We start from the raw sequence: 14,968 nt of genomic DNA, 5'->3' as shown, positions 1-14,968 counted from the left end.
AGGGTAAAGGTCCGAATCTGCAATAAAGGACTATTGCCCGTGTCGAGTATCAATAACGTCGTTTCGCCGTCTCCACCGACCCAAAAGCAGATATTGAGTTATTTGCTGGAAGCCACCGGCGATCTGGACACCGCCCAGACCTTGCAAAAAAGCCTGCCTCACCGGCTGCTGAACGCCTCGGTCACGACCCTGGCAGCCCTGGAACAGACGGCGCGCGATCTGCATGCCGCCCAGGCGAAGGTCGAAGTCGATCTGAATCTGCTGAGCCCGTTGAATGACTTTTGCTTTGTCAGGTTGAGCAACGCCATCGCGGCTCGATGGCCAGGGCACATTGACGTCGAAAAGGATTTTCTGGAGCTGCCGGGAGCCGCTTGCGGCTGCGAGCCCGCGATCTCGCCCGGGGGCGGTCAGCCCGTCTACGAGCCTGCCAGGGTTACGCTGCTGGAAGCGGCCATGCAGAACTTCACGGAAGAGGAAGCACAGCCTGGCGGCTTGCCCGAGGGGAGCGTAATCCGTATCGCCAACGAACCCGACGGCATTCCGGGCCTGACGCCGTCAACATTTGCCGCTTTCTGTCGCGAACTGGATCTCGGACGGAGCTATCAGCGACATTTCCAGCAGGTCTTCGGATTGAAGGAGGTCGATGGCAAGACCTTGATTGCCAGCCCGATGATTCGCGACATCACCACGCTGAAAAAACTGTTGTTGCAGTTCGACCTGTATCTGGCACTGGCCAAAGAGCACATTACTCAGGATGGATTCCAGACCGTGCAGCGCCTGATCGGCGCAGGCGGCTCAGTGAACGCCGAGAGCCTGCGGTATCAGGGGCGCCCGCTGATCATGCAGGGCATCGAGATTCATGGTTGTTGTATCTGGAGCGTCGTGGTGTTTTCCGAGCGGAACGTCGAGTTGTACCCCGCAGAGTGGTGCCTGGTGTACATGCCGGGCGAACCTGATCAGCCGTTGTACGAATACGCCAGTTTCACTGCGTTTCTGGAGTATCTGGGTTTCAAACTGGGTATTGAAAGCTACAAGGCCTATTTCACCCATTGTCTCGGTGGAGCCGACAAGGCGGACTTCTTCAGCGCATTTGCAAGCAGCCGAAGCCTTGGACACGTCAAGCAACTGGCCATGGCCGGTCCACTGTTCGACTACTTGCTCAAGAGCCACGTTGCCAAGCTGCAATTCGATGCCAGGGCGCTGGCGGTTCCCACCGCAGATGTGGATGAAGAAGAGCGCGAGAAGCGACTGCTGCACTATCTGGAAATCGGCATGACGGTGGCGAACCTGGCCGGTCTGGTCGTACCGGTGCTCGGGCAACTGATGATGGGGGTTGCCGTGGGTCAATTGCTCGCCGAAGTCTATGAGGGGGTCGAGGACTGGAGTCGCGGCGACCGGCAGGAGGCACTGACACACATGCTCAGTGTGGCGGAAAACATCGTGCTCATGACAGGCGTCGGTGCCGGAATCAAGGGCTTGAAATCACTGGCGATCAAGACGGTGCGCAAGCATCCGGATTTCTTTGAACCGTTCATCTCCATTCTTGACCGTGATGGTCGGTCCCGCCTCTGGAAACCGGAACTCGGCAGTTACCGTCAATCCTTGTCGGCAGGGATCGACATGAAACCTGATGCCGCAGGATTTTATCGGATCAACGACGAAGTGTTCATCCGCATGGGGGACCGGGAATTCGCCGTGGAACAGAATCCTGCATCCGGTGCCTGGCACATCCGGCATCCGCGCCGAACGACAGCCTATGCCCCTCGGCTCGAGCGCAGCAGGCACGGCGGCTGGCGTCATGCATCGGAGCGTACGGATCAATGGAGCAGTACCTATATGCTCAAGCGTATCGACCCGATGCTGGCCGAGTTCGAGGACGCTGACCTGGACATGATGCGTCGGCTGAGCGGTCTCGGAGCTCAGCAGTTGTATCGTCTCTGTGAAAGCAACCGGTCGCTCCCTGCGCGCTTTCAGGACACTGTCGAACGCTTCCGGCTCGAGCGCAGGTTGCGCGAGTTCATTGCCGCGATGAAAGGAGGTGAAGCGAGCGACACGCGATACGTTCAGGAACAACTGCATGCGTTGCCCCGACTCACCCACTGGCCGGCCGATCGTTACATCAAGGTCATCGATGACAACGGCAGGATCTCGGCGACCTATCCTGCCAACGCCATCGACGATGACACCGTCAGCTTGATCGTGCGTCAGGACCAACTGGAAAAAGGGGAGTTGCTGCAAACGGTCCTGGCAGGCATGTCGGCAGAGGAAAAGACTTCTCTGCTGGGGGGCGGCGTCAGCGTTGCCAATGAGAGAAGCCAACTGGCAAAAAAACTGGGTGCCGAGGTCGGGGCCGACCGGATGTCGGTATTCGAGCACATATATCGACGTCTGGATCAGACCGACTCCGGCGAAGTGATGAAGGCTCGTAATGCCTATCCCGAGGTACCGGCACGTCATCTGGAAGAAATGCTCAGGCAATCGGCCAGTGTCGAGCGCCTGCATCTGCGTACCACCGGACGGATCCCGATGGGACTGGCGCAGCGCTTTCGACAGGCCTCGGATGCCGTGCGTGTGGAGCGGGCATTGACCGGTTTCTATCTGGCGGACATCGCGAATGCCGATACACAGAAACTGGCGATCCGTTTATTGCCGCAGCTCAGCGGCTGGGACTCGATGCTGTCACTTCAGATGCGGGAGCTGACACTGAAGGGCGCAGTGCTGGAATCCGTTGGCCCGCATCCGTTCACATCGGCCAATGCAGGCACACTGGTCAGACTGAAAAACGGCTATGAAGTATTCGACAGTCAGAACAGATCGCTGGGGCGCATCGCATCGGGCCCCGACAGCCTTTATCAGGCCATTCTCGAGAGTCTTCCAGCGGGGCCGCGCAAGGCGCTGGGTTTTGCCGACGCGAGAGCGGAGGATGGCGCACGCTTGCGCAGCAGACTCTTGGACGTCGCCATGGACGAGCGTGAAGGCTGCGCCCGTTTGTTGAGAGGGGAGCCCTTCGAGTTACCGGTTGAAGAGTCTTCCTGCACCCTCGCCGACTCGCCGGTCGAGGCACCGGCTCACTCGCGACGCTTGCTGCGCAAGGTAAAAAAACTTTTCCCGCTGTTTACCGACCGGCAGGCCAATGAGTTTCTTGATCAGGCAGGCGGCGACCCTCTCACTCGGTCGCTTCGGGTCAGAGAGCAGCAGGAATATCTCAGGCGACTGCGCGATGTCGTGGATGTCTGGATGGAAGATCAGGCAGCCATGAAAGCGTTGGGGGGGCCGTTGACCGAGGTGCGTGAGAGCCGCCAGGTCGTGGCTTTCGAGATCGAGGATTGCTTTTGCCGGCTGGTTTTCCAGCGTGATGAGTTCGAGCGCCCGGTGTACGGTCTGAACCTTGATGGCATGCGATGCGGCAAGCTGCCGATGTTGCCACCCGGTTTGACTTTCGAACATGTCAGGTATTTGTCCCTGCAGAACATGCAAGTGGACAACGATGTCGCCTACTTCCTCAAAGCCTTCAAAAATGTCGAGTCCCTCAGCCTGGACAGCAATCAGTTGACCCGGCTGCCCGAGGTCATTTCGCACATGCCGAACCTCATACACCTGAGCCTGGAAAACAACCGGATACAGCTGACAGAGCAGGCGCTGGTGAAATTGTCCCGTTTACGTACGTTGCAAAGTCTGAATCTGAGCGGGAACCGTCTGGGTGCCACGGTGGATGTCGGAAACCTGTTCGATCTCAATCACCTTTACCTGCGTAACACGCGTGCCACAGAACTGCCCAAGGGATTGAGGTTTTTGCCCAATCTGAAAAAGGTGGATCTGCGGGACAACGATATCCGGGATCTGCCCGACTGGCTCTTTGAAACCTCCCGACGCTTCAGTGAAACGATCAACTTGCGCAATAACCCTATTTCCGACGCAAGCAGAGTTCATCTTGATTCCTATCGCAAGTCGGTGGGTGTGGGGATGGGGTATCTGGAAAACGACCTCGCGCGAATGGACGAAAACCTGGCACGCTCGATCTGGTTGACTGAAACGGGAGGGACGGTGGGCTCTCGACATCTGCAGACATGGAACGCGATCAAGGACGATCCGATGGCGGAAGGTCTGTTTCAGTTATTGGCGGAACTGGGCAACTCTGCCGAATCCGTGCATGTGCGCAAGGACATGTCGCGACGGGTCTGGAATGTGCTTGAGGCCACGCAAGCCGATGCCGAGTTGCGCCGACAGATCTACGATCTGGCGGCCAATCCGATCAACTGTACGGATAATGCGGCACTGAATTTCAGTCATCTGGAGGTGGCGGTACAGGTCCGTCGCGTGACCCGTGCGTCCGGTGGCCGGAAACCTTCGGCGCCGTCGCTGATCAAGCTGGCGAGAGGGCTGTTTCGGCTTGAACAACTGGACAATATTGCCGCGGAGCATGCCGCGACCCGCTCGGCACCCGATCCTCTGGAGGTAGCCCTTGCCTATCGCTCGGGGCTCGCAGAGGCGCTCGAGTTGCCCGGGCAGCCTTCGCACATGCTGTATACATCGATCGCGCAAGTGACCGGGGCGGATTTGCTGGAGGCCATCAATCGAGTACAGACCGCCGAGCTGTCTCCCGAGTGGCTGACGTTTCTGGTTCGCCAGCCCTTCTGGAACGATTACGTGAAAAGCAGCTTCGCAACGCAGTTCGACGACGCCCGGGCGCCTTTTCATGAAGAGGCTCAGGCGTTGTTCGAACGCTCCGAAGAGCTGAGCTCGGTCGACTATCTGAGTGAAATGAACGGTTGTGCTGCACGGCTGGAGCAAGCTGAAAAGGCCTTGCTCGAGCGAGTGACCGACCAAGTGCTGCGGTTGGTCGAGGGCAGTGCCTGCATGTTGCCCGCCAGTTGATAAAGGTCCGTGACAACAAGTCATTGACCCCGTATCAGTCGTCGCAAGGCAAACCGGTTCGGATGGCAGGCTTGCGCCACGCTTCTGGGCAAAGGCAGCGGTTCGTCGTCCAGCCAGGCCGCCAGCAACTCGCCCGACAGTGGTGCGGTGATCAAGCCGCGTGAACCGTGGCCGCTATTGACGTACAGGCCGTCCAGCCACGGGCAGACGATGTCTGGCACTTGCCGGGCATCCTTGCTCAGCACTGCATAGGTTTGATCGAAGGCTTTGCGGTCGGCGAGCGGGCCGACGATCGGCAGGTAATCGGGGCTGGTACAGCGGAACGCCGCCCGTCCTTCAAGACGCTCGGGCTCCAGCTCCTCAATATGCAGACGCGAAACCAGGTCACTGGAAATTTCTTCGAGCATTGCCAGATTGCCCAGGTGTTCGGTGATGGTCGGGGTCAGGTCGTCGTTGTTGAAATCGAAACTGGCGCCGAGGGTGTGCTCGCCCAAGCGCGCCGGTGCGACATAACCTTCGGCGCACACCACGGTGGCCAGTGCCTGACTTTGTGTAGTCTGCGGCAGTCGGGTGATTTGTCCGCGAATGCGTTTGAGGGGCAGGTCGGCACTCTGGGGGAAACGCTTGATTTCGGCGGCACCCGCCAACACCACGACGGGTGCTGTTGCGATCAATCGATCACCTTCGAAGGCCTGCCACTGGCCGTCGACCTTGCGCAGTTCCACGGCTTCCTGATGGGTGAGCAGCGTGACGCCCGGCTGTGCCGATTGCGCCTGACACAACGCAGGCGGGTGCACCCAACCGCCCTCGGGATAATACAAGCCGCCTTGGGCCAGACCGACCCCGGCACGGGCCTGCGCCTGGGGTTGATCGAGCCATTGCAGAAGGTCTTCGGGAAACACTGCCGCCAGTTGTGCCTGACGCTCGCGTTCCTTTTCATTGAACGCCAGTTGCAGCACGCCGCAGTCATCCCAGTCGGTGCCCCGCTGCAGGCTTTCCAGCAGGCGACGGGTGTAGCCGAAGCCGCTGACGATCAACTGCGAAAGTGCCGTGCCGTGAGCAGACAGTTTCAGATACAGCACGCCCTGGGGATTGCCCGAGGCTTCCTGCGCCACCGCTGCATGACGCTCCAGCAGACTGACCTGCCAACCCCGGGCCGCGAGACTGGCGGCCGTGGCGCAACCGGCCAGGCCGGCGCCGATCACCAGGGTACGGCGATCTTCAGTGACAGGCGTCGGGCGGGCGAACCACGGTTTGTCCGCAACGGGTAACGGCACATTCTCTGGCCAGCCGAGAAACTCGCCACGCAGGATTTCCCATTTGTGGCCGATGCCCGGCGTGCGCTTCATCTTGAACCCGGCGGCGTTGAGCAGGCGACGCACCCAACCGGTGCTGGTGAACGTGCTGATGGTCGAGCCGGGCGCCGCCAGCCGTGCCAGTTCGGCGAACAGTTCGGCGGTCCACATCTCGGGGTTTTTCGCCGGGGCGAAACCATCGAGGAACCACGCATCGATCCGGCCGTCCAGTTGCGGCAACTGTTCGAGCGCATCGCCGATCAACAGCGTCAGGGTGACCCGCCCGTTGTCCAGCACCATGCGCTGAAAGCCCTGATGGATTGCCACGTAATGCTTGAGCAGTTGATCGCTGAGGTGCTTCAGGTCAGGCCATAACGCCAGCGCACGCTGGAGGTCGACGGGGCTCAATGGAAACTTTTCGACGCTGACGAAATGCAGCCGCGCACCGGCCACCGCGTGTTGTTCGAACAGTTGCCAGGCGCAGAGAAAATTCAACCCGGTGCCAAAGCCGGTTTCACCGATCACCAGTCGTCCGCCCGCCGGCAGAGCGGCAAAGCGTTCGGCCAGTCGATTCTGCTCAAGGAATACGTAGCGGGTTTCATCCAGCCCCGACTGATCGGAAAAATACACATCGTCGAACACTCGCGAACGCGGGCGTCCCTGGTCATCCCAGTCGAGTTGGGCGTGGGGCATTACAGGTTTCATGGCAGGCTCGGCAACGACAAGGCGGCCATTCTAGCCGATCACGCGGGTCGCGCTTGATCCATGGCAAACCTTGCTGCGGATGACTCGCGGACAATCCGCCACCCGCGGGAATTTCTGTGCCGCGCCCGTGCCCAATCCGCTAGTCTTGCTGAATCCTGGAAGGAGCCGTCCCCATGTTCGAATCCGCTGAAATCGGTCACGCCATCGACAAAGACACCTACGACGCCGCCGTGCCGGCCCTGCGTGAAGCCTTGCTTGAAGCCCAGTTCGAATTGCAGCAGCAAAAGCGTTTTCCGGTGATCATCCTGATCAATGGCATCGAAGGTGCCGGCAAGGGCGAGACGGTCAAGCTGCTCAACGAGTGGATGGACCCGCGCCTGATCGAAGTGCGTACCTTTGACCAGCAGACCGATGAAGAGCTGGCGCGGCCACCGGCCTGGCGTTACTGGCGAATGTTGCCGGCCAAGGGACGGATGGGGATTTTTTTCGGCAACTGGTACAGCCAGATGCTGCAGGGCCGGGTGCACGGCTTGTTCAAGGATCCGCGGCTGGACCAGGCCATCGCCGGGGCCGAACGTCTGGAAAAGATGCTCTGCGACGAAGGCGCGCTGATCTTCAAGTTCTGGTTTCACCTGTCCAAGAAGCAGATGAAGGCGCGGCTCAAGGCGCTGGCCGACGATCCGTTGCACAGCTGGCGGATCAGTCCGCTGGACTGGCAGCAATCGGAGACCTACGACAAATTCGTCAAATATGGCGAGCGGGTCCTGCGCCGTACCAGCCGCGACTATGCGCCGTGGCATGTCATCGAAGGGGTGGACGCCAACTACCGCAGCCTGACCGTCGGCAAGATTCTGCTTGAGGGCCTGCAAAACGCATTGAAGCGCCCCGATGTGCATTCGAGCACGGTCAGTGCGCAACCGCTGGGTACGTCGGTGGATCAGTTGAATCTGCTCGACAGCCTCGACCTTGCCCAGGGTCTGGACAAGAAAGACTACGAAGAGCAGTTGATCACCGAACAGGCGCGACTGTCCGGACTGATGCGCGACAAACGCATGCGCCGCCATGCACTGGTGGCGGTGTTCGAAGGCAACGATGCGGCGGGCAAGGGCGGGGCGATCCGGCGGGTGGCGGCGGCGCTCGATCCGCGTCAGTACAACATCGTGCCGATTGCCGCGCCGACCGAAGAGGAGCGGGCACAGCCTTATCTGTGGCGCTTCTGGCGACACATCCCGGCCCGGGGCAAGTTCACCGTGTTCGATCGTTCGTGGTATGGCCGGGTGCTGGTGGAGCGGATCGAGGGCTTTTGCAGCACCGCCGACTGGATGCGCGCCTACGGCGAAATCAACGATTTCGAAGAACAGCTCGCCGATGCCGGGGTGATCGTGGTCAAGTTCTGGCTGGCCATCGACAAGGATACGCAAATGGAGCGTTTCCAGGCCCGTGAAGAGATCCCGTTCAAGCGCTTCAAGATTACCGAAGACGACTGGCGCAACCGCGACAAATGGGACGCGTATCGCGCCGCCGTGGGCGACATGGTCGACCGAACCAGTACCGAAATCTCGCCATGGACGCTGGTCGAGGCCAATGACAAGCGCTGGGCCCGGGTCAAGGTGCTGCGCACGATCAATCGTGCGCTGGAAGACGCCTTCGAGAAATCCGGCAAGAAGGAAAAGAAGCACAAGGACTGAGCGATGAACCCGCATACGCGAGGTGAATGATTGTCGCGACGGGCGATGAGGTGGACTTATGCTCGGTTCACTCTCAACCGACTGCAGCAATGAGGTATGCCATGTGTGAAGTGGTGATCGTCGACAGCGTACGGACCGGCCTGGCCAAGTCCTTTCGCGGCAAGTTCAACCAGACCCGCCCGGATGACATGGCGGCCCATTGTGTCAACGCCTTGCTGTCGCGCAACGATGTGGACCCGGCCAGCGTCGAGGACTGCATTGTCGGTGCCGGTTCCAACGAAGGCGCTCAGGGCTACAACATCGGGCGCAACGTGGCGGTGCTTTCACGACTGGGCACCGGCACGGCAGGCATGACCCTCAACCGTTTCTGCTCTTCGGGCTTGCAGGCGATTGCGATTGCGGCCAACCAGATTGCTTCCGGTTGCAGCGACATCATCGTTGCCGGCGGCGTCGAGTCGATCAGCCTGACCCTGAAAAGCGTCAACACCGATCACTTGATCAACCCGTTGCTCAAGCAGCACACCCCCGGCATCTACTACACCATGGGCCAGACCGCCGAAGTGGTGGCGCGTCGTTATGGCGTCAGCCGCGAGGCCCAGGATCGTTACTCGCTGCAAAGCCAGATCCGCACCGCTCAGGCGCAGGCAGCAGGGCTGTTCAGTGACGAAATCGTGCCGATGGCGGTGAAATACCGGGTCGAGGACAAGAACAGCGGCGAGGTGCAGATCCTCGACGGCATCGTCGATCGCGACGACTGCAACCGCCCGGACACCACTTATGAAAGCCTCGCCGGACTGAAACCGGTGTTCGCCGAGGATGGTTCGGTAACGGCAGGCAACTCCTCGCAGTTGTCCGATGGCGCCTCGATGACGCTGGTGATGAGTCTGGACAAAGCGCTGCAACTGGGGCTCAAACCAAAGGCGTTTTTCCGCGGTTTCACCGTGGCCGGTTGCGAGCCGGACGAAATGGGCATCGGCCCGGTGTTCTCCGTGCCGAAACTGCTCAAGGCCAAAGGTTTGCAGGTAGCCGACATCGATCTGTGGGAGCTGAACGAAGCGTTCGCCTCGCAGTGCCTGTACGCCCGTGACCGGCTGGAAATCGACAACGAAAAATACAACGTCAACGGCGGTTCGATTTCCATTGGTCACCCGTTCGGCATGACCGGTTCGCGCCAGGTCGGGCATCTGGTGCGCGAGTTGCAGCGACGTAATCTGCGTTATGGGATCGTGACAATGTGCGTGGGTGGCGGGATGGGGGCGACCGGGTTGTTTGAGGCCGTGCGTTAGGCCTTGAACGATACGTTGACTGGCACATCGTAATCGCGGGCAAGCCCGCTCCCACACTGTTTGAGTGTGCTCACAATTAAGTGGCCAACACTGAACCTGTGGGAGCGGGCTTGCCCGCGATTGGGCTCAGCACGGCCTATCTGCCGGAATTCATCAATTGCATCCGCGCGATGTAAGCCTTTATTTCCTGCTCGGCTTCCTCGAGGCTGTCGAACGGCCCTTCGAGGGTGTTCTCCCGGGTGCTGAAAAACAGTTCGCCATTGACCCGACATACCCGGTCGCTGCGAAAGTGCATGGCGGGGGCGCTGTCCTGGGCGCGCATTCCGAACATGGTCGATCTCCTTGAGCGCTGCGCTGGATGGGATCCGAAGAGCTTATGCCTGAACCATTTGCGGCGCTTCGTCAGCCGATCAACGGCAGCGCGTCAATTTACTGCTGCGACCTGTACAGTTCCATTTGCGGCCCGATCGCAACTGTCCCTGTGTCATGCCTGCCGCAGCGCCTAGAATGTGCGTTCCTGTCTTTGGCTTTCGGGGTTCCCATGCACATTTCGTCGGGTCGCTGGGTGTACGGCATGTTCCTCGCCTTGTTGACGGCGTTTCTGTGGGGAATCCTGCCGATCAAGCTCAAGCAGGTGCTGCAGGTGATGGACCCGATCACGGTGACCTGGTTTCGCCTGCTGGTGTCCGGCGGCTGCCTGTTCATTTATCTGGCGGCGACCCGACGGTTGCCGAGTCGCAAGGTGCTCGGGCCGAAGGGCGGCTGGCTGGTGCTGATGGCGGTGCTCGGGCTGGTGGGCAACTACGTGCTGTACCTGATGGGCCTGAACCTGCTCAGCCCGGGCACCGCGCAACTGGTGGTGCAGATGGGGCCGATCATGTTGCTGATCGCCAGTCTGTTCGTGTTCAAGGAGCGCTTCAGCATCGGTCAGGGCATTGGCCTGGCGGTGTTGCTGATCGGCTTTACGCTGTTTTTCAATCAGCGTCTGGCGGAGTTGCTCACGTCTTTATCCGATTACACCGCCGGTGTGTTGCTGGTGCTGCTGGCATCGACGGTCTGGACGTTCTATGCACTGGGGCAGAAGCAGCTGCTGACGGTGTGGAACTCGTTGCAGGTGATGATGGTGATCTACCTCTTCTGCGCCTTGCTGTTGACGCCGTGGGTGCATCCGCTGGAAACGCTGCAGTTGAGCCCGTTACAGGGCTGGCTGCTGCTGGCGTGTTGCATGAATACCCTGATTGCCTATGGCGCGTTTGCCGAGGCGCTGGCCCATTGGGAAGCTTCGCGGGTCAGCGCGACCCTGGCGATCACACCGTTGGTGACCTTCGGTGCCGTCGCGCTGGCAGCGTGGATCTGGCCGGACTACGTACATGCCGAGCAGATCAACGGTCTCGGTTATGGCGGGGCGGTGCTGGTGGTGCTGGGGTCGGCGCTGGTGGCACTGGGGCCGTCACTGATTGCCGGGCTCAAGGCGCGGCGGATGCGCATGGCAGCAGGTTAACCGAGTAATCGTTCTTCGCGAGCAAGCCCGCTCCCGCACTCGACCGCATTCCTCACATGGGTTTGCGGCCAAAAGTGGGAGCGGGCTCGCTCGCGAAGACGGACTGTCAGGCGCTGAAGATCTCAGCCCTTGGCCCCGGCCTCGATCATGTTTTCCGGCCGCACCCAGGCATCGAACTCTTCATCGGTCAGATAGCCCAGCTCGAGCGCTGCCTCGCGCAAGGTCGTGCCTTCGCTGTAGGCCTTCTTGGCAATCTCTGCCGACTTGTCGTAGCCGATGTGCGGGTTCAGCGCTGTCACCAGCATCAGACCGCGTTCCAGGTGTCTGGCCATGACTTCGGCATCCGGCTCAAGCCCGGCGATGCAATGCTGCTGGAAGTTGCTGCAGCCATCGGCCAGCAGACGGATCGATTGCAGCAGGTTGTGGATGATCACCGGTTTGAACACGTTCAACTGCAGGTGACCCTGGCTCGCGGCGAAGCCGATCGCGACGTCATTGCCCAACACCTGGCACGCCAGCATCGACAGCGCCTCGCACTGGGTCGGGTTGACCTTGCCGGGCATGATCGAGCTGCCCGGTTCGTTGGCCGGCAACTTCACCTCGGCAAAACCTGCGCGGGGACCGGAGCCCAACAGGCGCAGGTCGTTGGCGATTTTCATCAGCGCCACGGCGAGGGTTTTCAGGGCACCGGAGAGGGTGGTCAGCGGCTCATGGCCGGCGAGGGCGGCGAACTTGTTGGGCGCGGTGACGAACGGCAGACCCGACAGCGCGGCCAGTTCAGCCGCAATCGCTTCGCCGAAACCGTGGGGCGAGTTGAGCCCGGTGCCGACGGCGGTGCCCCCCTGGGCCAGTTCGCACACCGCCGGCAACGCGGCGCGGATCGCCCGCTCGGCATAATCCAGCTGCGCTATGAAACCGGAGAGTTCCTGGCCGAAGGTAATCGGCGTGGCGTCCATCATGTGGGTGCGACCGGTTTTCACCAGCTTCATGTGCCGAGCCGACAGTTCGGCCAGACCGCCCGACAGCTCGGCGATGGCCGGCAGCAGTTGGGTCTGCACCGCCTGGGCGGTGGCGATGCTCATGGCCGTGGGGAAGCAGTCGTTGGAGCTCTGCGAGCGGTTGACGTGATCGTTGGGATGCACCGGCGTCTTGCCGCCGCGCGGGTTGCCGGCCAGTTCGTTGGCGCGGCCGGCGATCACTTCGTTGACGTTCATGTTGCTTTGGGTGCCGCTGCCGGTCTGCCAGACCACCAGCGGGAACTGGTCGTCATGCTGACCGTCGAGCACTTCGTCGGCGGCCTGTTCGATCAGGCGGGCGATGTCCGCGGGCAGGTCGCCGTTGCGGTCATTGACCCGGGCGGCGGCTTTCTTGATCAGGGCCAGGGCGTGCAGGACCGGCAAGGGCATGCGTTCCTGACCGATGGCAAAGTTGATCAGCGAGCGTTGCGTCTGAGCACCCCAGTAAGCGTCGTCCGGGACTTCGATCTGGCCCAGGCTGTCGGTTTCGATACGGCTCATCGTGCACACTCCTGTTGGTCTGTTTGCGCAGTTTAGGCCGGTGTCGGCCCGGGTGGTTCCCTCCAGTCGATTGTTGACCGGCAAATCCCCGCCAATCAAGCGCGGCAAGGCCCGGGGGTTGAGCCGCAGCGTTATTCAGGCGCAGAATGGTCGCCCTTGGGGTTTAACCTCGCCTAGCTGAAAAGGAAACTCGATGACTCGTCTTCGTGCCATCTGCACCGCGGTTGCACTGGTTTGCGCCAGCGGCCAGGTGCTTGCCGATACCGCCAGCCACAACGCCAGTGCCGAAGCTTTCCTGACCCTGGCGCACGCTGACAAACTGGGTACTCCGGTGTACATGCAAGTGCAGCAGATGTTCGCCCAGCGTTTTGAACAGACCAAGGCTCCGGAATCCAAGAAAGCCGTACTGGATACCTACCAGGCCAAGGCCAACGCCGCCCTGGACCAGGCCATCGGCTGGAACAAGCTGAAGCCGGACATGGTCAAGCTCTACACCAGCAACTTCACCGAGCAGGAATTGAAAGACCTGGTCGCGTTCTACCAGTCGCCACTGGGCAAGAAAGTCCTGGAAAAAATGCCGCAGCTGACCCAGCAGTCGGCCCAGATGACCCAGGCCAAACTGGAACCCGCAGTACCGGTCGTCAACAAATTGCTGGACGACATGACCAACGAGCTGGCACCGAAAGGCGCTGCTGCGGCCAAGAAGAAGTAAGCGGAGTTCGTGATGACCATGCAACAACGCATCGAATCGACGCTGGCGCTGCTTCAGCCTGAGCATCTGCAGGTGCTGGACGAAAGCCACATGCACAGTCGCGGGTTGCAGACCCACTTCAAGGCTGTGGTGGTCAGCGCGCAGTTCGAAGGCCTGAACCGGGTCAAGCGCCACCAGAAAGTCTACGGCACGCTCGGCGAGCTGATGGGCGAGTTCCATGCGTTGGCACTGCACACCTACACCCCGCAGGAATGGGCAGAGGTGGGCGCCGCTCCGGCGTCGCCGACCTGTGCCGGCGGCAGCAAGCATTGAGCCTTGCAGCAATGAGCTGAGGTTTTTTGCTAGAATCCGCAACGCGCCGCTCACCCGGCGCGTTTTTTTTTCATCCGGTTCACCCTTTACGAGGGTAGCCACCTGGAGAAACACCCATGACACAACCGATTGTCGTGGCGGCACTGTACAAGTTCGTCACCCTCGAAGATTACGTCAACCTGCGTGAACCGCTGCTGCAAGCGATGCTCGACAACGGCATCAAGGGCACCCTGCTGATTGCCGAAGAAGGCATCAACGGCACGGTTTCGGGCAGTCGCGAAGGCATCGACGGCCTGCTCGCCTGGCTGCGCAACGATCCGCGCCTGGTCGACATCGACCACAAGGAATCGTACTGCGACGAGCAGCCGTTCTATCGCACCAAGGTCAAGCTCAAGAAAGAAATCGTGACCCTGGGCGTCGAAGGCGTCGATCCGAACAAGCAGGTCGGTACCTACGTCGAGCCGCAGGACTGGAATGCGCTGATCAGCGACCCTGAAGTGCTGCTGATCGACACCCGCAACGATTACGAAGTGTCGATCGGGACGTTTGAAGGCGCCATCGATCCGAAAACCACCAGTTTTCGCGAATTCCCCGACTACATCAAAGCCAACTTCGATCCGGCGGTGCACAAGAAGGTCGCGATGTTCTGTACCGGTGGCATTCGTTGCGAAAAGGCGTCGAGCTACATGCTGGGCGAAGGCTTCGAAGAGGTTTACCACCTCAAGGGCGGCATCCTGAAGTACCTCGAAGAGGTGCCGCAGGAAGAAACCAAGTGGCAGGGCGACTGCTTCGTGTTCGACAACCGCGTGACCGTGCGCCACGACCTGAGCGAGGGCGACTACGATCAGTGTCACGCCTGCCGTACCCCGGTCAGTGTCGAGGATCGCGCCTCCGAGCATTACGTGCCCGGCATCAGCTGCCCGCACTGCTGGAACACGCTGAGCGAGAAGACCCGCCGCAGCGCCATCGACCGTCAAAAACAGATCGAACTGGCCAAGGCACGCAACATGCCGCACCCGATCGGCTACAACTATAAGCAAGCATCCACCGAGGCTTGATCATGTCTGCACGCCTGCT

General features: G+C 60.6%; 10 protein-coding genes. 7 read left to right on the top strand and 3 right to left on the bottom strand.

Annotated features, from left to right (window positions below; translation table 11 throughout):
• Positions 1-39 precede the first annotated feature (39 nt).
• A complete protein-coding gene (locus NWV16_RS20315) occupies positions 40-4,875 on the top strand; it encodes an NEL-type E3 ubiquitin ligase domain-containing protein (protein WP_260520515.1) in 4,836 nt (1,611 codons plus the stop codon).
• A gap of 20 nt (positions 4,876-4,895) precedes the next feature.
• On the opposite strand, the gene mnmC is transcribed toward NWV16_RS20315, so the two are convergent.
• On the bottom strand, positions 4,896-6,875 hold the full coding sequence (gene mnmC, locus NWV16_RS20310; protein WP_260520514.1) for a bifunctional tRNA (5-methylaminomethyl-2-thiouridine)(34)-methyltransferase MnmD/FAD-dependent 5-carboxymethylaminomethyl-2-thiouridine(34) oxidoreductase MnmC: 1,980 nt from the start codon (positions 6,873-6,875) through the stop codon (positions 4,896-4,898).
• A 173-nt stretch (positions 6,876-7,048) separates the two neighbouring features.
• On the opposite strand from mnmC, the gene pap reads away from it, so the two are divergent.
• Together pap and NWV16_RS20300 are read left to right on the top strand one after the other, a co-directional pair.
• A complete protein-coding gene (gene pap / locus NWV16_RS20305; protein ID WP_260520513.1) occupies positions 7,049-8,563 on the top strand; it encodes a polyphosphate:AMP phosphotransferase in 1,515 nt (504 codons plus the stop codon).
• 101 nt (positions 8,564-8,664) lie between these two features.
• Positions 8,665-9,849 (top strand): thiolase family protein, encoded by a 1,185-nt coding sequence (locus NWV16_RS20300; protein WP_260520512.1) that lies wholly within the window; start codon positions 8,665-8,667, stop codon positions 9,847-9,849.
• Between the two features lie 136 nt (positions 9,850-9,985).
• Here NWV16_RS20300 and NWV16_RS20295 read toward each other — a convergent pair whose 3' ends face one another.
• Positions 9,986-10,180 (bottom strand): DUF6316 family protein, encoded by a 195-nt coding sequence (locus tag NWV16_RS20295; protein WP_260520511.1) that lies wholly within the window; start codon positions 10,178-10,180, stop codon positions 9,986-9,988.
• Positions 10,181-10,390: 210 nt separating this feature from the next.
• Between NWV16_RS20295 and NWV16_RS20290 the strand changes: the two genes are divergently transcribed.
• A complete protein-coding gene (locus tag NWV16_RS20290; protein WP_260520510.1) occupies positions 10,391-11,350 on the top strand; it encodes a DMT family transporter in 960 nt (319 codons plus the stop codon).
• A 122-nt stretch (positions 11,351-11,472) separates the two neighbouring features.
• Here NWV16_RS20290 and NWV16_RS20285 read toward each other — a convergent pair whose 3' ends face one another.
• Positions 11,473-12,867 (bottom strand): class II fumarate hydratase, encoded by a 1,395-nt coding sequence (locus NWV16_RS20285; protein WP_260520509.1) that lies wholly within the window; start codon positions 12,865-12,867, stop codon positions 11,473-11,475.
• Positions 12,868-13,060: 193 nt separating this feature from the next.
• On the opposite strand from NWV16_RS20285, the gene NWV16_RS20280 reads away from it, so the two are divergent.
• The 3 genes from NWV16_RS20280 to NWV16_RS20270 all read left to right on the top strand — a co-directional run bounded on the left by NWV16_RS20280 (position 13,061) and on the right by NWV16_RS20270 (position 14,949).
• On the top strand, positions 13,061-13,579 hold the full coding sequence (locus NWV16_RS20280) for a DUF2059 domain-containing protein (RefSeq protein ID WP_260520508.1): 519 nt from the start codon (positions 13,061-13,063) through the stop codon (positions 13,577-13,579).
• A gap of 12 nt (positions 13,580-13,591) precedes the next feature.
• The gene (locus NWV16_RS20275) at positions 13,592-13,891 is read left to right on the top strand and encodes a BolA family protein (RefSeq protein ID WP_065257175.1); all 300 of its coding nucleotides are present in this window, start codon (positions 13,592-13,594) and stop codon (positions 13,889-13,891) included.
• A gap of 116 nt (positions 13,892-14,007) precedes the next feature.
• Positions 14,008-14,949: a rhodanese-related sulfurtransferase gene (locus NWV16_RS20270; RefSeq protein WP_260520507.1), complete on the top strand. Its 942-nt coding sequence runs from the start codon at positions 14,008-14,010 to the stop codon at positions 14,947-14,949.
• Positions 14,950-14,968: the final 19 nt, after the last annotated feature.

It is taken from the genome of Pseudomonas sp. BW7P1, from assembly GCF_024981055.1.
Taxonomy (GTDB): Bacteria; Pseudomonadota; Gammaproteobacteria; order Pseudomonadales; family Pseudomonadaceae; genus Aquipseudomonas; species Aquipseudomonas bananamidigenes.
This window is presented reverse-complemented; position numbering and strand designations above follow the sequence as displayed.